The 21,141-nt window shown below is 35.6% G+C and carries 13 protein-coding genes; 1 reads left to right on the top strand and 12 read right to left on the bottom strand.

Going from position 1 to position 21,141, the window contains the following annotated elements:
• Window positions 1-136 precede the first annotated feature (136 nt).
• The 11 genes from ACHZDT_RS17115 to ACHZDT_RS17065 all read right to left on the bottom strand — a co-directional run bounded on the left by ACHZDT_RS17115 (window position 137) and on the right by ACHZDT_RS17065 (window position 18,447).
• A complete protein-coding gene (locus tag ACHZDT_RS17115; protein ID WP_394775852.1) occupies window positions 137-838 on the bottom strand; it encodes an L-ribulose-5-phosphate 4-epimerase in 702 nt (233 codons plus the stop codon).
• Window positions 822-2,513: a ribulokinase gene (locus ACHZDT_RS17110; protein ID WP_394775850.1), complete on the bottom strand. Its 1,692-nt coding sequence runs from the start codon at window positions 2,511-2,513 to the stop codon at window positions 822-824. Before ACHZDT_RS17110 ends, ACHZDT_RS17115 begins: the two co-directional genes overlap by 17 nt.
• A 168-nt stretch (window positions 2,514-2,681) precedes the next feature.
• The gene (locus ACHZDT_RS17105) at window positions 2,682-4,667 is read right to left on the bottom strand and encodes an alpha-L-arabinofuranosidase C-terminal domain-containing protein (protein WP_394775848.1); all 1,986 of its coding nucleotides are present in this window, start codon (window positions 4,665-4,667) and stop codon (window positions 2,682-2,684) included.
• A 209-nt stretch (window positions 4,668-4,876) separates the two neighbouring features.
• Entirely contained in the window at window positions 4,877-6,859 is a 1,983-nt protein-coding gene (locus ACHZDT_RS17100; RefSeq protein WP_394775847.1) for a glycoside hydrolase family 127 protein, read from the bottom strand.
• Window positions 6,860-6,872: 13 nt separating this feature from the next.
• Window positions 6,873-7,856: an arabinan endo-1,5-alpha-L-arabinosidase gene (locus ACHZDT_RS17095; RefSeq protein WP_394775845.1), complete on the bottom strand. Its 984-nt coding sequence runs from the start codon at window positions 7,854-7,856 to the stop codon at window positions 6,873-6,875.
• A 172-nt stretch (window positions 7,857-8,028) separates the two neighbouring features.
• Window positions 8,029-8,988, bottom strand: a complete 960-nt coding sequence (locus tag ACHZDT_RS17090; protein ID WP_394775844.1) for a glycoside hydrolase family 43 protein — start codon at window positions 8,986-8,988, stop codon at window positions 8,029-8,031.
• A 449-nt stretch (window positions 8,989-9,437) separates the two neighbouring features.
• Window positions 9,438-11,057 carry an arabinan endo-1,5-alpha-L-arabinosidase gene (locus ACHZDT_RS17085; RefSeq protein WP_394775843.1) on the bottom strand — a complete coding sequence of 540 codons (1,620 nt, stop codon included), beginning with the start codon at window positions 11,055-11,057 and terminating at the stop codon, window positions 9,438-9,440.
• A 10-nt stretch (window positions 11,058-11,067) separates the two neighbouring features.
• Window positions 11,068-12,615 carry an alpha-N-arabinofuranosidase gene (locus tag ACHZDT_RS17080; protein WP_394775842.1) on the bottom strand — a complete coding sequence of 516 codons (1,548 nt, stop codon included), beginning with the start codon at window positions 12,613-12,615 and terminating at the stop codon, window positions 11,068-11,070.
• A 75-nt stretch (window positions 12,616-12,690) separates the two neighbouring features.
• Window positions 12,691-13,701, bottom strand: a complete 1,011-nt coding sequence (locus ACHZDT_RS17075; protein WP_394775841.1) for an arabinan endo-1,5-alpha-L-arabinosidase — start codon at window positions 13,699-13,701, stop codon at window positions 12,691-12,693.
• 109 nt (window positions 13,702-13,810) lie between these two features.
• The gene (locus ACHZDT_RS17070; protein ID WP_394775840.1) at window positions 13,811-15,373 is read right to left on the bottom strand and encodes a RagB/SusD family nutrient uptake outer membrane protein; all 1,563 of its coding nucleotides are present in this window, start codon (window positions 15,371-15,373) and stop codon (window positions 13,811-13,813) included.
• A gap of 29 nt (window positions 15,374-15,402) precedes the next feature.
• Window positions 15,403-18,447: a SusC/RagA family TonB-linked outer membrane protein gene (locus ACHZDT_RS17065; RefSeq protein ID WP_394775839.1), complete on the bottom strand. Its 3,045-nt coding sequence runs from the start codon at window positions 18,445-18,447 to the stop codon at window positions 15,403-15,405.
• A 562-nt stretch (window positions 18,448-19,009) separates the two neighbouring features.
• Here ACHZDT_RS17065 and ACHZDT_RS17060 point away from each other — a divergent pair.
• Window positions 19,010-19,699, top strand: a complete 690-nt coding sequence (locus ACHZDT_RS17060) for an NUDIX domain-containing protein (protein ID WP_394775838.1) — start codon at window positions 19,010-19,012, stop codon at window positions 19,697-19,699.
• Between the two features lie 350 nt (window positions 19,700-20,049).
• Here the strand turns inward: ACHZDT_RS17060 and fsa are convergent, their stop codons facing one another.
• Window positions 20,050-20,706, bottom strand: a complete 657-nt coding sequence (gene fsa / locus ACHZDT_RS17055; protein WP_394775837.1) for a fructose-6-phosphate aldolase — start codon at window positions 20,704-20,706, stop codon at window positions 20,050-20,052.
• Between the last annotated feature and the right edge of the window lie 435 nt (window positions 20,707-21,141).

Raw genomic sequence — 21,141 nt, 5'->3', positions numbered from 1 at the left:
CAAGTTTTGAAATGTCGAAAATCTTTGTTATTTATCTTTTTGTTATTGTTGTTTCAAGTTTTTCTTTGTTTCACGTTTCTGGTTTCACGTTCCAACAACTTGAAAGAAAAAAACCTGAAACCTGAAACTAAATTTTCTACTGTCCGTAATACGAGTCTTTGCCGTGTTTACGATTGTAATGTTTCTTTATTAGGGAATCTTTTAATCTTAGTGCGTTTGGGTTTATTTGTAAAGTCAGGTACGCCATTTCGGCAACCACTTCTAAAACCTTGCTATTGTATACTGCTTTTGCTGCATTTTTTCCCCAGGCGAATGGACCGTGGTTTCCGATCAAAACCATTTCTACTTCTTCGTAAGAAAGATTTTTTTCTTTGAAACAATCCAAAATCTGAATTCCGGTATTGTGTTCATAGTTTCCTTCGATAAGCGAATCTGCCATCGGTGGCGCACACGGAATATCAGCTGTTAAATGGTCGGCATGCGTAGTTCCAAAGATTGGAATATCACGTTGCGATTGTGCCCAAGCTACCGAATATGTTGCGTGTGTATGTGCAACGCCTCCAATATTTGGCCAGTTTTTGTATAAGTATGCATGCGTTTTAGTGTCAGATGATGGACGCATGGAACCTTCAATGATATTGTTATCAAAATCGACAATTACAATATCTTCCGGTTTTAAATCTTCGTAAGGAACGCCGCTTGGTTTGATAGCAAAAACACTATTTTTTCTGTCCACTGCACTTACATTTCCAAAAGTATATACGACCAAATTCAATGCATTTAACTGCATATTGGCTTCGTAACATTCTTGTTTTAAATCTTTATAAAGAGAACTCATGTTGTGATGTTTTTATGGTTGGATCTTCAAAAGCACTTAATTGATCGTAAGCGATTAACAATTTGTTATATGCTGCTACTTTATCTAATTGAGGGAAATATTCTCCGTCAAAATCACTTCCTATTTTTTGACTTGCTTCGATTACGTTCGGATAAATTCCGGCTGCAACGGCTGCGTAAATCGCTGCTCCTAAAGCCGGAGTTTGGTCCGAAGCTGCAATTTTAATCGGTTTGTTTAAAACATTAGCCAAAGTTTGCATGATGAAAGGAGATTTACGGGCAACGCCGCCAATTCCGATAACGCTGTCGATTTTTACACCTTCTTCTTCAAAACGATCCACAATTTTCTTTGCTCCAAAACAGATTGCGTTTACTAAAGCTTTGAAAATATGCGGTGCTTTTGTTCCTAATGATAAATTCGAAATTGCACTTTTTAATTCCTGATTGGCATCTGGAGTTCTTCTTCCGTTAATCCAGTCTAAGGCAATTGGAAGGCTTTCTGAAACCGGAATTTTCTCTGCTTCGTTTGTTAATTCTACAATTAATTTATCATTGAATTCTTCTCTTAATTGTTCTTTTTGAGCAGCTGTTAAAACAGAAGATGAAGTCAATAAATGATCGGTTGGCCAAAGTAATAATTCTTTGTACCAAGCCAGTAAATCTCCAAAAGCAGATTGTCCCGCTTCTAAACCAATGAAGCCCGGAATTACAGATCCGTCAACTTGTCCGCAGATTCCGCGTACTGTTTTTGTTCCAACTTCATCATAAGAACCTACCAAAATATCACAGGTTGAAGTTCCCATAACGCGAACTAAAGTGTTCTCTCCAATTTTTGCTCCAACAGCTCCGGAATGTGCATCGAAAGTTCCTACGGCTACAACTGTATCTGTAGAAAGTCCTAAACGATCTGCCCATTCTTTGCTTAAATTTCCGGCAACTAAATCAGATGTATACGTTTCATCATATAAATTCCCACGAAGCGTTGCCAAATACGGATGCAGTTTTCCTAAAAATTCTGCCGGTGGCAAACCATTCCAGTCTTCGTGCCACATCGCTTTATGACCCGCGGCGCAACGGCTTCTTTTAAAGGTTTTTAAATCTTTATCTTCAATCAATAAATACGTCATTAAATCGCAATGCTCCATCCAGGTGTGCGCTGCATTTCGAACGGCTTCATCTTCTCTGGCAATGTGCAGGATTTTTGCCCAAAACCATTCTGATGAATAAATTCCGCCTACATATTTTGTTACGTTTTCTCCGCCCCAGCTTACTGCCAGTTCGTTGATTTCGTTTGCTTCATTTATAGAAGTATGATCTTTCCAAAGTACCATCATCGCATTCGGATTTTCCTCAAAACCTTTTGTCAATGCCAGCGGAATTCCTTCTTTCGTTACAGGCACAGGAGAAGATCCAGTTGTATCAATACAAATTCCTCGAACTTGCGAAGGATCAACTTTACTCTCTTTTATAACGGTTTGAATCGTGATTTCTAATCCTTCAATATGATCTAATGGATGCTGACGAAACTGGTTTATCGATGCGTCACAATATTGCTTGTTTTTCCATCTTTTATAATGAGAAACATTGGATGCCAACTCTTGTCCATTTTCAGTATCTATTAGCATCGCCCGAACAGAATCTGTTCCGTAGTCCAATCCTATAACGTAATTTTTCATTCGAAATTCATTTTATGATAATGACAAATATAATTATAAATAATTTATAAGTGTATAAAAAACACTTAATAAAAATAAGTACTCGAATTTTTGCAAATAATGCATCAAAACAGGAATTTAGGATCAAAACAAAAAACAAACGTTGGTATTACATTTATTCTGTTGCGATTATTTCAACTTAATTTTCAAAACAGTAACTGAGTACGCCGGAAAATCATATTGAACCTTGTTTCCGTTTACTTTAAATTCGCTTTCTTTCGGACTAATTTTAGTTGGAGCTTCAAAAGAATTCTCATCATTTATTCCGTCTCCTTTTAAAGTTATAGCTGTTCCTTTTGAATCTAATTTGGCTCCTTTTACATCAATTGAAACATTTTGAGATGTCGCAGCGGCGTTTACAATTTTCAGGATTACTTCTTTAGAATTCACATCTTTTACTGCCGATGCAAACAAATCATTTTGTCCTGTAACTGCTTTTCCGTCTTTTGTAATATTGATTAAATCGGTTCCTTTATTGTTGGAGAATAATTTCTGAACATAATAATTTGGTGTTCCATAAGATTGTAAATTGTTGAACCAAATCATGTCCGGCGTCCATTGCCAGCCTTCTACGTGAGCCAATAACGGTGCATAAGAAGTCAAGTGAACTACGGCAGCATTACGTTCCATTCCCATCATAAAAGCCGCTTCAGAGAAAGCACATTCCCAGTTGTTTTTATTGTCCGGACTTGCAATTGCCACACTTTGCGCTGCGTATTCTCCAGCAAAAATCTTTGGTCCTTTACGGTCGTAATTATCGTAACGGGTTACATTTTTACGGAACCAAGCCGGATCTTTATAATAATGTTCGTCGACAATTTCTGCGTTCAGTTTTTTAAGTTCCGTCATACCGTAATCAAAATAATCTCCGTCAGGAAAAGGTCCGGTTCCGGAAACAATGATAATGTTTGGGTATTTATCTTTAATGGCTTTTTGAAATACTTTGAAACGCTCGATATAATCGGGTCCCCATTGCTCATTTCCAACTCCGATATGTTTTAAATTAAAAGGTTTTGGATGTCCCATATCGGCTCTGACTTTTCCCCAAGCTGTCGTTTGATCACCGTTTGCAAATTCAATTAAATCTAAAGCATCTTGTACATAAGGATCAATTTGATCCATCGGAACTAATTCTCCGGTGTTGAACTGACAAGCCATTCCGCAACTTAAAATTGGTAACGGTGAAGCTCCGATATCTTCAGCAAGTTGAAAATATTCGAAGAATCCTAAACCAAAACTCTGGAAATAATCCGGTGCCAGTTTATGTGCAAATTCGGTATTCCAACGGTTGATCATCGTTTCTCTGTCCTCAACATTTCCAATTGATTTTTTCCATTGGTAACGCAAAGCCAAAGTTTTTCCTTCGACAATACATCCTCCCGGAAAACGTAAAAATCCTGGTTTCAAATCGTATAATAATTGTACTAAATCTGCACGCATTCCGTTCTTTCTTCCTTTCCAGGTATCTTCCGGAAACAGCGAAATGGCATCTAGATCTATTACTCCTGTTCCTTCAAAAGTGATTCTGATTTGTGCTTTTGCTTCTGTTGCCGTTGCAGTTAATTGTGCGGTGTAATTCGTCCAGTTTTTGGCTGTTGGCGTAATCGAAGTTTCGCCTAAAATCTTTTTATTTTTATCAATGAATTGAATTTTAATCTTAGAAATATCTCCTGATAATTTTGAAGCTTTCAAGGATAAATTATATTTCAAATCTTTCTTGATTCCCATTCCTCTGAAACCTTCGTTGATCATTTCATAACCGTTTGCATCGTTAACCGTAACGCGGCAATAATTATGATTTGTGCCTTTTTGAGAATACTGAATAATATTGGCTATTCCGGATTGTAGGTTTAGTTTGTGTCGGTCGCTGTTGGGCTCGTTCCATCCCATCATTGGGGTTTCGAATTCGAATGATCTGTTTTTGATCATTTCGGCATATAAACCTCCATCTGCAGCAAAATTGATATCTTCAAAAAACACTCCGTACATCGTCGGTTCGATTTTAGTTATTGTTTTTGCAGCGTCAACCTGAAAATTATTTTTTTGTGCCGAAGCATAAAAGCCGTTCAGCAATAAACCACAAAGGGTAATTTTGGTAATTAAATTGGACTTCATTTTTATTTTGTTTGTGTTTTAATGGCACGCGGATTACACTGATTCACTAAAGTGAAAAGGCGGATTAAAACGGATTTTTATTTTTTTTGTTCTCCTGCAAGGTTTCCAAAACCTTGTAGGTATTATTAAGTCCCTAAAGTTTAAAAATTAAACCTACAAGGTTTTGGAAACCTTGCAGGAATAGAATCCTAATTCTTTATTCTATTCTCTTAATTCTCATAATCCAACCAAACTTTCATCTTCCCAACGCCTCTGTTTGACCAAGAATAATATGGTATTGCTTTGAATTTTGAATTTTCGATGACGTTTACGCCTTGCAATAAATTAGCTTCTTTTTTTACTTTGAAAGTGTCTCCGGCGGCTACATCTATTTTGTCAAAATTGGTTTTGTTGTCGATTTCTTCTACGGCATAAACGATTGGTCCGTATTCTAAAGAGACTTTATTTTTATTGGTTTCAACTTTAACATTTGTTTCTACTTCCTGAACTTCCATTGGGAAATTAAGGTTGATTTTATCGCCTTTTTTCCAATTTCTGGTAATCGTGAAATAACCGTCTTGTGGCTGAATGGCTAAAGTTTCTCCATTTAAATTAATGGTTGCTTTTTGAGTGGATGCTTTTTTATACGAATATAAATTGCTTGGTAAAACTTCATTTCTTGCCCAACCCGGAACTCTAAGTTTGATGGTGAATTGGCTTTCTTTTTTCGGGTTAACTGAGATTGCTATTTTTCCGTTCCAAGGATATCCGGTTTGTTGCGAAATCTGTAAATCGGTTTTTCCTAAAGTCAAAGAGGCGTTGTTTGAAGCATACAAATTCACATACAAAACATCTTTTGATTTCGAATAAATAAGTCCCGGAATCGAAGGCACAAATCGGATTAAGTTTGTTGGACAACAAGAACAGTCAAACCAAGCCTGACGTGTGCAAGATCCTCTATTCGATTTAAAAACACCATCCGATTCTAAGGCATTTGGGTAGAAAAATTCTTTTCCGTCTAAGGATATTCCCGAGATTAATCCGTTATACATTGTTCTTTCGATCACATCAAAATATTGTGATTTTCCGGTTAAATTATGCAATCTGTGATTCCAATATACATCGCCAATTGCAGCGCAAGTTTCGTTGTATGCGGTTAGATTTGGCAATTCATAATTAGCTCCAAAAGCTTCTCCGTCATGTCTTGAACCAATTCCGCCTGTGATGTACATTTTTTTGTTGACCATATTGCTCCATAAATTATTTACGGCATCTGTATAGCCTTTGTCTTTTGTCATGGCAGCAATATCTGTCATTCCCGCGTACATATAAACGGCTCTTACGGCGTGACCAACAACTTCATTTTGCTGTATAACCGGAATATGATCTTGTGCATATTCGCCATATAATTTATGATTGTTCGGATTTCCGCGATTGTCTAAAAAGTATTTTGCTAGTTTTAGATAGTCTTCTTTTCCGGTAATTTGGTATAATTTTATCAAGCCCGTTTCTACAATCTGATGTCCCGGAACGCCTTTTACCTGACCCGGTTTGTCTCCAAAAGTTTTTACTAATAAATCTGCATTTTCGATCGCAATGTCAAGGAAATTTCTTTTTCCGGTCGCTTCATAATGCACAACAGCAGCTTCAATCAAATGTCCTGAATTGTAGCATTCGTGACTAATTTGTAATGATTCCCAACGCTTTCCTTCAATTACCGGAACCCACGGCGCTGGCGGTTTTGCAGGATTTATAGTTCTCCAGGTCGTTAAGTAACCGTCTTTTTCCTGACCTATTTTTACAATGGCAATTAAGGAATCTAAAACGCGATCTAATTTTGGGTTTGGTGCGCTGATCAAAGTGTTCGATGCGCCTTCGATAATCTTATAAACATCGGTATCATCAAATGGCATTTGTCCTCTGACTTCTCCGGTTCTTTGTTTTCCTGCGATTAAAAAATTCTCGAAACGACCTTCTTCATTGCATTTTTGAATGGCATATGCAATCGTAATTTCCTGCACTCTTTTAATAATAGGCAACCAAAAAGAATCGGTTAATTTTACATTTTGAATGTTTACCGGTTCAATTTCGTAACCCGCTTTTAGGGCAGAAGTTTTATTCGATTGCACAGCATCGTTCTTCGTTTCTTTACAGGAAATAAAGATCAAAAGTGATAGAAAAATCGTCAAGATATGGAAAGTGTGTTTTTTCATTATTTGGAATATTCTATTTTAAAACGGGCCATAAATCATTGTCCCAAATCATTTCTTTGACTACTAATCTTGGTGTTCCGTTGGTTTTCTTTTCGTAAGCGTGATAAAAAATATAATCTTTACCATCAAACGTGTAAGCACTGTTATGGCCTACGCCAAAATAATTTTCATCGCCCTGAACTACGATGCTTCCGCCACCTTCGGTTAATAATTTTCCGTCTTTATCTACATAAGGTCCGGTTACGTTTTTAGATCTTCCAATAACAACTTTATAGGTGCTTTTTTCTCCGCGACAGCATAAATCCCACGAAAGGAATTGATAATAATAGCCGTTTTTCTTAAAGATAAAAGGAGCTTCAAGTGCGCCATCGCCCGGATCAGCATCTGCAAGTTGGAAGGTTCTTTTGCGTTTTGCAATCGTATGCCATTCCTGAGGCTGAGCGATTGATTTTAAATCGGGATTTAGTTTTACTAATTTTAATCCTTCCCAAAAAGAACCAAAAGATAACCACGGCGTATTGTTTTCGTCGAAGATTAAATTCGGATCAATGGCATTCCACATATCTCTGTTTGGCTGTGATTGAATAACAATTCCCTGATCGACCCATTTGTAATTTTTGTCTTTTGGATCTAAAGTAGTATTGGTCGCAACGCCAATTGCCGATGTGTTTTTGGCGAAAGCCGAAACGGAATAATACAGATAATAAATATTGTTATGCAATGAAATATCAGGCGCCCAAATATGGTTTTTGAAATCGGCCGCCACGCCCTTTGCCCAAATTGGTTTGTCCATGAAAACCTGAGGTTCGGGATTCCAGTTTTTTAAATCTTTGGAACTAAAAACACTGATTCCGTTTCCTGTGCAATATAAATAATAAGTATCTTTTTGTTTGATGACAACAGGGTCATGCACTACAATTTCCTGCGCAAATGAGAGTGAACCAATCAATAAGATTAGAATAGGAAGTGCCTGTTTTATGTTTTTGTAAAACTTCATAAGTTGATGTTTTTTTTCACCATATAAGTGATGTAAGATAATTTAAGTTTGAACTAAAAACTGTTACTTTCTAAATCATATAAGTTTTTCCAACCTTAGTTTTAAATGAACTTATAGAACTTATATGGTGAAAATTTGTTCTGTTATTTTGAAAACTGAGACTGAAAACTTTTTACTGAATTCCTTCAGAAGTCATCACGACACGTTTCATTGTTCCATCTTTGTTATAGTATAATTTGTCTACGCAAACAGATCTTCTAAAACTTCCTCCGTTTGGAATTGATGCTCCGTTGTGATAAATAAAATACGATTGTCCTTTAAAATCTATAATCGATTGATGGTTTGTGTTGCTGTTTCCGGCAAGTTCATTTAAGATTCCTTTGAATTCCCAAGGACCTGTAATAGACTTACTCATCGCATAAGCTATCTTTTCTGGAAATTCATAAGCGTATGATAAATAATACCAGTTTTTGTGTTTGTGAATCCACGGCGCTTCGGTAAAATGAGGTAAATCAATGTGTTGAATTGGTCCGTCAAGTTCAATCATATTTTCTTTTAATTTGGCGTAATGACAAGAAGTATTTCCCCAAAACAAATAGGCTTGTCCATCCGTGTCGATATAAACCGTTGGATCAATATCGTCCCAGCTTATGTCGGTAAATTTGGTCATGTCATTTGTAATCAGGGCTTTTCCTAAAGCATCTTTAAAAGGTCCGGTTGGACTATTTGAAACCGCAATTCCAATTGATTTTCCGTGCACTGAACCATGTTCAACAGTAACATACCAATAAAATTTTCCATTTCTTTCAATTACTTGTGACGCCCATGCATCGCCGGAAGCCCATTTAAAATCGGTTACTTTTAAAGGTACCGGATGTGATTCCCATTTTTTCATATCTGATGAAGAATACACGACCCATTCGTTCATTTTATAGAAGTTGAAATCGTTTGGTGCTTCGTCATGACCGGCGTATAAATACACTTTGTCTTTATAAACCAATGCCGCAGGATCGCCTGTGTATTGATCTTTTATAATTGGATTATTGAATTTTGCGGGATCAATCTGACTTTGAACTGTTTGACAGAAGGCTAGCAAAACTAAAAGTGATATGATCGTAATTATATTTTTCATTATGATTTATTTTAAAACATAGTTTCTATGCGTTAAGTTTTTTTTTCACGCAGATTTTGCAGATTTAAGCAGATTTTTTTTCTTTTATTCTATCTAACTTTTTAAGATAGTCCCAACGGGACGTCATATTTATAGAACTTTTATTTGTGTTTTCATAAAACCCCATCGGGGTGACATAGTAGCAATCATAAGAAAACTTAGATGTCGCTCCGCTGGAGCTAATAAAAAGAACATATTATATTGGCTATAAATATTACGCTCCGCTGGAGCTTTAATGCACATAGCTATGTGTTTTATTTGGAATGAAACGTCTTTTCCGATTTGTTAAGCTATGTTTCTATGTGTTAAATATTTTTTCTCGCAGATTTTGCAGATCAGGCAGATTTTTTCTCTTTTCAATCCTTTGATGTTTGGTTATTGATGTTTGGAATTTAAAAATTGGAATTTCCTTAATTTATCTTTTTTCCCCAAACCGGTAATCCGCCTGATGTTAAACCTGAATAACTGATCGTCACTTTTCTTGTCGCTAATTCCCAATCCCAAGCATCAGATACATTGCATTTTACTCCGTTTACTGTTAAGATTTTTTTGGTGCTGTCATACGACCAGGTTCCGTTTGCATCTCCGCTCACTTTTTTATCTGCAGTTAAATAAAGGGTTACTGATTTCTGAATGACTTTGTATTGATAATTCATCGTGATTTGTTCCCAAGTACCCACAAAATTAGCTTCTGTAATTGTTGTGGCTGGTACTGCTGCGTAACGTTCCGCTTCTACAACCGGCCAACCGTCTTCTGTCCATTGAATACCGCGAACATGTCCCATCATTACGGCATTTGAAACGGCAATTCCGGCTACTCCTTCCGGTAAACGTGCCTGAGAAGCATAATACCATTGTTTGGTATCCGGGTTTTGGAAAATTCCACAATGTGAAATTCCTACCCAGCCTGTGTGATTTTTAAAAGAATATGGATCTGTTAACATCGGGAAACAATCTGCTCCGTTTGTAATACTGGTTCCGGTAATGGTTTGGTATGGTCCTAAAATGCCTTTTGAACGTGCTACACGTGTATTGTACGCAACCGATAATTCGTCATAAGCCAAGAATAAATAATAATATTGTGTATCCGGATTATAGATAATTTCAGGTCCTTCGAGTGCTTGCCAACGGTTTGTATTTACGTTTCCGCGTCCTGCAATTCGCACTCCGTAATCGTCAATGGTTTTTAGTTTATCAGGTTTTCCTGTTGTTGGATTCAGTTTTAAAGCTGCAATTCCGGAATGCCATGAACCATAAATTAAATACTGATCGCCTTCGGGAGTTTGAATAAAACTCGGATCGATGGCATTGAATTTAAAATACGCATCCCAATCATTTCCTCCATTTCTCACGTAACTTTTTAAGCCGTCAGGTTCTGAGCAAACTACCATTCCTTTATCTGTCCAATTGTTTGAAGCCAGATCGTCTGTTTCGGCTAAGCCAATGAAAGCGCGTTCTGTCCAGGAAGTATTCGTGTCTGTTCCTACAATTGGGTTTGTGACTACGATGCTGTAATACATTCTGTAAATATTTCCGACTTTCCGAACGCAAGGCGCCCAATATCCATAATTCGGATTTGTAATTGCGGGCAATGCCGGAGACATTCTCGCTCTTTTGTTATTCAAAGAATCTTTTACCCAAGCCGGAGCTTCGGTCATTGATGATCCCATAAATTCCCAGTTGACTAAATCCTTTGATCTTCTGTAAAAAAAATGTCCGTGTCCGTCTGTTGCATTTCCATAAGAAGCATCTGTTTGATACATATAATAATATTCACCACATTTTTCGACTGACGGATCGTGCACGTTGGCTAAATTCCATTGTGCTTTACTTCCCCAGCTTGATATTGAGGTATAATTATCTGCATAAGTTGGTCCGGGAAAAGCATTCGGAACTACTACAACAGGCGGATCAACGACTGGATCAGGATCTTTTGCAGGATCATCACTTGAACAGCTGACCGAACTCAGAACAATCAGCAACAGCCCAATGTAAGACGCTATTTTTATTATGGAATTTGATTTTTTCATTTTTAGATTTTTATTTTCCTTCTAAAACCACTACTGAGAAAGGAGGAATTGTGATTTCTAATTTTCCTTTTTTATTTTCAAAACCTTTAAAAACGGTTGGTACAATTTTGTTTGGCGTATCGAATGAATTGTAATCTTGTAATTTTGTAGATGTTAAAATTATTCCTGTAAAGTTTTTAACACCCAAATCTTTTACATCAATTTCTATTTTATTTTGATTTTTGGCATCCACATTTACTAATGAAATATGAACCAATCCGCTTTTATCTTTTGATGCTGAAGCCGAAACTGCAGGAAGTGATTCTCCGTTAAAACTGTACAATGGCGATTGAAAACTGATTGGTAATAATTTAGCATCCTGATGAACGTTATACATTTTCATTACATGATAGGTTGGCGTTGTAATCATTTTTGCTTTGTCCGTAAGGATTACAGCTTGCAAAACATTTACGCATTGTGCTAAGTTTGCCATACGAACTCTATCCGCATGATTGTTAAAAATATTTAAAGTTGCTCCGGCTAAAACAGCATCTCTCATGGTATTTTGTTGGTACAAAAATCCAGGATTTGTTCCTTGTTCTACCTCGTACCAAGCGCCCCATTCGTCAACGATCATGGCTACTTTTTTTTCCGGATCATATTTGTCCATTATAGCGGAATGTTTGGTAACCAATTCTTCCATTTTTAAGGCAGATTGCATGGTATGGAAATAGCCATCTTCGGTAAAGTTTACTCCGTCGCCTTTTTTACCCCAATCAATTACGGCATAATGGTGAACGCCAACTCCGCCTAACATATTGATTGGAATGTTTTTCATTAAAACTTCTGTCCAATTATAATCGGCGCTATTTGATCCGGAAGCGATTCTGGTGATTCCTCCGGTATTTTCCCAATCTGACATGAATGTGGCATATTTGCGATATTCATTCGCATAATATTCTGCTGTCATATTTCCTCCGCAACCCCAGGCTTCATTTCCAATTCCCCAGAATTTAACTTTCCAAGGTTCTGTTCTTCCGTTCTTTTTACGCAAATCGCTCATTGGACTTTTACCGCTAAAATTGGTGTATTGAACCCAATCTGATAATTCCTGAACGGTTCCGCTGCCTACGTTTCCCGACAAATATGGTTCTGCTCCCAGAAGTTCGCACATATTCAGGAAATCATGTGTCCCGAAACTGTTGTCTTCTGTTGTACCGCCCCACCATTTGTTTACAATTGTTGGTCTTTCCGGTTGCGGTCCAATTCCGTCTTTCCAATGGTATGTATCAGCAAAACATCCGCCCGGCCATCTTAAATTCGGAATTTTTAATTCTTTTAAAGCTTTAATAATATCATTTCTAACTCCTTTTGTATTTGGAATTTTTGATGTATCTCCCACAAAAAAACCTCCATAAATAGAACGTCCTAAATGTTCTGCAAAATGTCCGTAGATGTTTTTATTAATCGTTGGCGCATCTGCATTATTTTTAATGGTAACTATGGTAATTCCGCCTTGAGCGAAATTAATCTGACTACAAAGGGTAATAAGAAATGTGATTAAAAGTGCTTTTTTCATACGTGGGTAATATTTGTTTTATTGGAATATGTATAAAAGAGGAAAGCTTTATGAGACTTTCCTCTGAATAGTTTTTTAATAAGAAAGTGTTGGCCATCCTGATGCCCATGTGAAATATACAATTTCTAGTTTTGGATTTCCACTGTCTGCTCCGTCATAATAATGTACAGATCCTTTTTGAGTTCCTGTAATTCTGGATAAATGTCCCGGTCCTATATAATTTCCTTGTGTTGCTAAAACTGTTGTTCCGCCACCGCTTTTTAAATTGACTCCGTTTTTATCCACAAATGGCCCAAACGGACTTGTTGAACGACCTACTACAATATAATAAGTACTATTTACGCCATTGCAGCAATTGCCTCGGTTTACGAACATATAATAATAACTTCCTTCTTTGATTAGACAAGGAGCTTCCCAACTTGCGCTGCTTCCGCCTGCTACAATGGTTTTACTTCCTGTTGTTTTTCCTGTTGAAGGATTAATTTGGATAACTCCAATTCCGGCATGCCAGGAACCATAAGCCATATAAACATTGCTTCCGTCTACTAATATTGAAGGATCAATTGCATTTACATCTGAAGAGGATGACGATGAAACGACAACGCCTCTGTCTGTCCATGTTGTTCCTGCGCTTTGCGAAATTGAAGGCGTTGTTACCAACCCAATTGCTGATGTTGCAGAACCAAAAGTAGAACAGGAATAATACATATTCCATCGATTATTGAACCATGCAACGTCTGGAGCCCAAAATGTTTTTACAAAACCGGGAACATATCCTGTGATCCAACTTGGTGTTGAAGTAAAAACTGATGTTCCCCAAGTCCAGTTTACTAAATTGGTAGAATAAGTCATTGGGATATTATCTCCTGTTGTAAAGACATAATAATTAACACCGCTTTTTACAATTGTACTAGGATCGTGTGACGGAACTGTTCCGGTTACTGTTTTTGCTGTTGAGCTTTTAATTTGAGAATTTTGAGTTTCTACAACCGCAGTTGCATCCTCGTTTGAAGGGATTAAGACATCTTCATTTTGACAACTTACTAATAATACTGCTAATAAAACTAAACTTGTAATTGTTTTCATTTGTTATAATTTTAGTTACTGCGTTAATAATTATCTTATTCTTGTCTTGTTTTCAGTTTTCAGTTTTTCAGTCTAAGTGTAAACTGAGACTGAAAACTGAGACTAAATATTAATAGCTGTCATTTTGTATTGTTCCCGGATTATTATCCATTTCTAATTGTGGAATTGGGTAATATTCTCTTCCTGGTGTGTATGAATTAAACTCTGCATCTCTGGATTTTAACCAGGCTAATTTTGCTCCGTTTTGCAACCATCCCCAACGACGAATATCATCAAAACGATGTCCTTCAAGCGGAAATTCCAAAAATCTTTCGTGACCTAATTGTTCTCTCATTTGATCCTGAGACATTCCTGGTTTTGCAGTTGCTAAATCTGGCAAGCCAACTCTGTTTCTTACCATTTGGATATAAGTATATGCGCCCGGAGTATCGCCAGTTTCGTTTAAAGTTTCGGCATACATTAAAAGGATATCTGCATAGCGTAACAAACGTTCATTTATACCGGAACGCCAGTCGTATTCGTCTGAAAATTCTCCATCAGAATTTTGGTATTTTCTACAAAAAATATCATTTAAATCTGCCGGACTTGCAGCATAAAATGTTGCAAAATCTTTTCCGTACAATTTCATTCCGCCCGGTTTGTTGTAGAATATAGTTGCATCTAAACGAGGATCAAGATCTCCTGCTGTTGTTTTTTCATCATGAAATTCATTAAACAATGCCCATGAAGGCTGAACATCTGTCCACCCGAAAGCTCTTGGCGCATAAGTAATGGCTCTTGCCGAAGTTTTCCCCCAACCTGAAGCTGGAATTCCACCCCAGCCTAAATCTACATCACCGGCTTCACGGCTCATTTGTACTTCAAAAAGTGACTCTGAATTGTTTTCGTTTGCAGTTGTAAAATTATCGCGATAGTTGGCTACTAAAGAGTAAACTCCTAAATCTATAACTTGTCTGAAAGTGGCTTTGGCATTCGCAAAATCTTTGGTAAACAAATAGGCTTTTCCTAAATATCCTAAAGCGGCTCCTTTTGTAGCGCGTCCTTTTTCGCCTTTGTCCAAGCCTGAAATGTTATCATATGAAGTTGGCAATAATTCAGCGGCATCTTTAAAATCAGCAATTACCTGAGCCCATCCTTCTGCTTCGCTTTTCTGCGGATATTTAACTGAAACATCTGTTGGGACGGGAACGCTTTTAAACATATTTACAGCGTGAAATAAATACAAACCTCTCAAAAAATGTGCTTGCCCTAAAATTCTGTTTTTAAGGGCCGCATCCTGAAATTCAATAGCAGGAACGTTTGCCAAAACCTGATTAGCACGGTAAATTCCCTGATAATAGGTTTCATAAGCCCAGCCATAAATTGCGGCATCGGCTACATTTGAGTTAAAGTGTCCCACATTGTACATGGATGCCCACGGGCTGTTTGTACGGGAATCATCGGCTCTTGCATCCAGTAATAACGGCGTGCTTCGCATATAAGTACCATCTGTTAATAAACTGCTGTATGCGGCATTTACACCTTCGATTGCGTCCTGATCTGTTTTCCAGAATGAGCCTGCTGTTTCAACATTAGGATCTACTTGCAGTAAGTCTTCGTCTTGAACACAGCTTGTTGTAACAAGAGCTAATGAAAAGAAAACTGCTATATAATTAAATATTTTATATTTCATTTTGATTCGTTTTAATTGGTTAAGCTAGTTTAAAAATTTACTTCAACACCCAGTGAAATTGTTCTTGGGTTTGGAAAAGATCCTGCATCATATCCTCTTGAAAACAATCCGTCGTTTAAATTGAAATCCGGATCGTATCCTTTGTATTTACTAAGGATTAATAAATTTTGACCGTTAACAAATATTTTAGCTTTTTGAATAAAAGTATCTTTAGGAACCGGAATTAAATATCCAATTTCCATAGTTTGCAATTTGATATAATTTCCACTTTCAATAAATCTGTTAGAATCTCTTCCATTCGCATTTGGATCTCCAATAATTGGACGCGGAACATCAGTATTTGTGTTTGTTGGTGTCCAGTAATTTAGTTCATCAACACTATGATTTCCGTATTGTCCGGCCATTAAGTTTCTGTACAAACCGTTGAATACTTTATTTCCTCCGCTTCCTTGCCAGAACATTGAGAAATCAAAGTTTTTATAGTTGGCGCTAAAATTAAATCCGTAACTGTATTTAGGAATTGCAACTCCCTGAAACGTTCTGTCAGCATCAGTAATTTTACCATCGCCATTTACATCTTTAAATTTAATATCTCCAACACCTGCATTTGTTTGTGTTGGCGAAGCGGCTAAATCTGCTGCATTTTGAAAAATTCCTGCTGTTTCATAAGCGAAGATTTCACCTATTGATCTTCCAACTTCGGTTTTTGAAGCTGCTCCATAAATTGGATTTCCATCACGACCAATTTGTAAAACTTCGTTTTTTAACGTTCCAACATTGGCAGAAATAGAGTACTTAAATTTATGGTGATTGTTATTATAACTTGCTGAGAATTCTAAACCACTGTTTTTAACTGCTCCTGCATTTGTTACTACGTTTGCCGGAAATGCTCCTGACGAAAATGGCAACGGAACTCCAATTAATAAATCGGTAGATTTTTTTTGATAATATTCTGCTGTAATTTGTAAGTCATTATCAAAAAATCCTAATTCAAGTGCCACATTCGAAGTTGAAGTTTCTTCCCAGTGAACATTTGGATCAATTGCACTTACAACTGTTGTTCCGGGTGCTAATGCATTATTAAAATCATAACTTGCAAAAGAATTAATTGTTGGTGAATACGCATAAGTTCCAATTGTATTGTTTCCTAAAATCCCGTAACCACCTCTTACTTTAATCGTATTCCACCATTCCGGCAAGTGAATAAATTTTTCGTTGCTTATTTTCCAAGCTCCTGAAAAAGAGTAGAAATTACCTGTATTATTTTCTTCGCTAAAAAGCGATGTTTTATCCTGTCTGAAATTCCCGGTAATGAAATAACGATCATCATAAGAATAATTTACTCTGCTTAAATAAGATATATTCGTAACGGTGTTTTTATATTCACCTGAACTTGTCGCATCAGCATATTGAATTTGTGCAATTTCGCCGGGCTTATATCCTACACCTCTTGACCATTGTCTGTAAAAATCTTTACGTTCCTGAATCCATCCTGCCAAAGCATCAATTTTATGTTTTCCAAGTGATACTTCATACGTCAATAAATTGTTTAGGAATGTTCTGGACTGATTTCCTGTTTCAACATCTAATGCCGCTTCATCATTTGTCGTGATATAATACCAGCCTAAATCACTTGGCGGATTAAACTTTCTGTTGTGCCAGTCTAATCTGTCATAACTTGCATCTATTTTATATTTTAAACCTTTAATGATTTCAAGTTCTCCCCAGATATCTCCAATAAAACGATTTCTTTTTCCGTTATTATTTATTAGATTATTAAACCCAATTACGTTCATCGAAATGGCTCTTTGAGTTAAATTATCTGTTCCTCCATATCCTCCAAGTCGGTTTGCATCATAAACTGGCATTGTAGGAATTGCACCCAATAAATCAACAATTGCAGATTGTCCGGCATTATATTCGTTGAAATTTTCTTTGTCTGATTGCGTATATCCAATTTTAGAACCGTATTTGAATTTTCCTTTTTTACCGTATAAATTCAAACTCGTAGATAATCTTTCATAATCTTGCGGAGAATTCAAATAACTTGTGTTTTTGAAATAATCCACATTCATATTATAGCCTAAATTTTCGGCACCGCCATTCAGCGTAAGCGATTGATTTTGGATAATTCCTGTTTGAAAAGCCTCGTTTTGCCAATTTGTATTTACATTTTTAATATAAGATGGACTTGCAGGATCATTTCCCGGAGCAATTGTTAATCCTGCATTTACTTCGGCCGCACTTGTAATTTTCTGATACCCTGTTCTGTCTGTTAAATCCCATTTTTTAGCCACATTTTGAAGTCCGACTAATGATTTGAATTTAATATCAAGTTTACCGTTTTTACCTTTTTTGGTCGTAATAATCACAACTCCATTTGCGCCCTGAACTCCATAAATAGCAGCAGAAGAGGCATCTTTTAAAACCTGCATGGATTCAATATCTCCAGGTGCAAAATCATTTGGACTGTCAACGATCATTCCGTCAATAACAAAAAGTGGATTGTTATTTGTGAATGAATTTATACCTCTGATTTTTACATTTACAAATCCGCCAGGTTCACCTGAAGATTGTACTGTTACTCCGGCAACTTGTCCCTGAAGCATTTTTGCAGGATCATAGGTTACCGTTTTTTTAGCAGATTCCATATCTACAACAGAAATTGATCCCGTTAAATCTGATTTCTTTTGAGTTCCGTAACCTATTACGACTACCTCATTTAATTTATTTGTGTCTTCGCTTAATGCGATGTTTATTTTTGATTGATTTCCCACTGCGATTTCCTGATTTTGAAATCCTATAAATGAGAAAACTAAAATATCCGCAGAAGATGCTTTAATCGAAAACTCTCCATCAAAACCGGTTGTAGCAACTGTTTTGGTTCCTTTTATCATAATATTGACACCTGGCAATGGCAATTTATCTTGTGCCGAAGTAACAACTCCGCCAATCACTTTGTCCTGAGCCGACATTTGATGAGCAGAAAATAGTAGCATTAAAACTGCTAAAAGCCATTCTTTTTTTGGCAATAGATAATTGCAATAAAAAAATAATTTTTGGTTTGTTATCATATTGGTTAGTTTAAGTTAGTTAGTGTACAATTATAAGTGTTAATTCTACATTTGTAAATTTAACTAAAAAAAAAGCTTAAAAACAAATTAATATGGCAAAAAAAAGCACTTAAAAAAATACATATCGCAAATTAAGTATAATTAGAATGTTTAAATTCTGAATTTTTTTCCAAAAAGAAGGGCTTTTTTGAATATTTAATTGTGTAAAAATTACACTTTTAAGCAAAATGCCACTTTTTAAGCAAAAAATGCCTGTTGATAAAAAGATTACAAATCTGCTGTTTTATAACTATTTGAATGTTATAGATGTGCTATTTTTGTAAAAATAAACTTATTTATAAATCTTAATTTTGATGTTAGATTATACTTTTAATTAAAAAAATGTCCTTAAGTGTCCTGTATTTTGACTTAAAAAATCATAAAAGTGAAAATAGTGTGTTATTTTCTAATCAAAAAATGATTCTTTTAACTTATTTTAAACAGGTTTTTTAAGTGTATAATTCACATTAATAAATTATGAAACCTGTTAAGAAGTTTATATATTTACAATAAAAAATTGAGTATGCTAAACAGTTATAGCTCTGCCGATAAAGTCTTATTAGCAGTAGATTGTATCATTTTTGGATTCGACCATGAAGGTTTAAAAATCCTTTTAATTAAAAGAGACTTTGAGCCTGAAAAGGGAAAATGGTCTTTAATTGGTGGCTTTTTAAAACGCGATGAGGTATTAGATGATGCGGCAATCAGAATTTTGAATACTTATACAGGTTTGAACGATATTTATATGGAGCAATTATATGCTTTTAGTGAAATTGATCGTGATCCTGTTGAAAGAACCATTTCTGTATCCTATTATGCTTTAATTAATATCGAAAATCATAATGCAGAATTAATTAAAAATTATCATGCACAATGGTTTAGTATTGCCGATGCTCCTAATTTGATTTTTGACCATAACCAAATGGTACAAAATGCAATTAAACGATTACGCTACAGAACTTCGATAAAACCAATAGGATTTGAATTGCTACCTGAAAAATTTACCATGCGCCAATTATTAGAATTATATGAAGCAATTTTAAGCAAGGAATTAGACAAACGTAATTTTATCAGCAAAATTAATTCATTAGAAATTTTGAATAAATTGGAAGAAAAAGATATGCAATCTTCCAGAAAAGGATCTTACTTATATACTTTCAACAAAGAAAAATATGAAGAGAAATTACTTAATGATTTTGTATTGAATTTATAAAAATTTAGCCCACTGGTTTAGCGGATTAAACGGGTTTTCGCAGATTTTATTTTTAAAATGCGAATAATCATAAAAATTTCTCTCGCAAATTTGGCAGATAAAAATTAAAAAAGCCGTACAATCTGCTAAATCTGCGAGAAAAAAATATTTACTAAAAAACAAAACCCTGAAAGCCACAAACTTTCAGGGTTTTTCATTCAATAAAACTATTATTAAAATAACTAAAATATTCTTTTTATTTGCCTACTGATTTTACGGATTAAACGGGTTTTCGCGGATTATATTTAAAAAAATCTGTGCCAATCCGTTTAATCCGTAAAATCCTTGGGCTAAAAATTCGTAAGCTAAATCTAGCTATTCCCTTTTTGATAATCTGCAAGGAAAGTCGCTAAACCAATATCTGTAAGCGGATGTTTGAGCAAACCTTCAATGGCGCTTAATGGTCCGGTGATAACATCTGCACCTGTTTTTGCACAATTAATAATGTGCATCACATTACGAACCGAAGCCGCCAGAATCTCCGTTTCGAAACCATAATTATCAAAAATTAATCTGATATCTTCTATCAAAACTATTCCATCTGTTGACACATCATCAAGACGTCCGATAAACGGAGACACATAAGTTGCTCCGGCTTTTGCTGCTAATAATGCCTGTCCGGCAGAAAATATTAAAGTACAATTGGTTCTGATTCCTTTATTCGAAAAATATCTTATTGCTTTTACGCCATCTTTTATCATCGGAATTTTCACTACTATTTGAGGATGTAACGCCGCTAATTTTTCTCCTTCGGCAACCATTCCTTCAAAATCTGTTGAGATTACCTCAGCGCTTACATCGCCGTCAACTAATTCGCAGATCTTGATATAATGATCTAAAATATTCTGCGCGCCGGTAATTCCTTCTTTTGCCATTAATGACGGATTTGTGGTTACACCATCTAAAACTCCTAAATCATTTGCTTCTTTAATATCTTTTAAATTTGCTGTGTCTATAAAAAATTTCATGTTTCTTTTTATTTTGAAATGTTATAATTATTGTATTTTAAATCCAGGATTTCTTTTGGAGAATTTTTGTTTTTATTTGGTTTCGTTCATAATTATAAAATCAAAAAACGAAATAAATAATAAGTGTAAAATATACATTTACAAATGTAAGTAAAATAATTTCACAAAAACAAAAAATTATTTCCTTATTTTTTTAATTAAAAATTTAATGATTTAATGAGTAAAAGGTTATTATAATGAGATATTGATTTATTGTGAGTGTTTTTTAAAATACGTAATAGAAATGCAAAACGTATAAATGATGTTCCTGGTGCAATGTCATTAAGTTAAAAAATCAATAATGGTTGCCGAATAATTCTCTTGCAAAATCGCAAAGCTCGTCATTTTCGAGGAACGAGAAATCGCACTAGAATCTCCGCAAACAAAATCAGCAAT

The organism is Flavobacterium sp., from assembly GCF_043722275.1.
GTDB lineage: Bacteria > Bacteroidota > Bacteroidia > Flavobacteriales > Flavobacteriaceae > Flavobacterium.
This window is presented reverse-complemented; position numbering and strand designations above follow the sequence as displayed.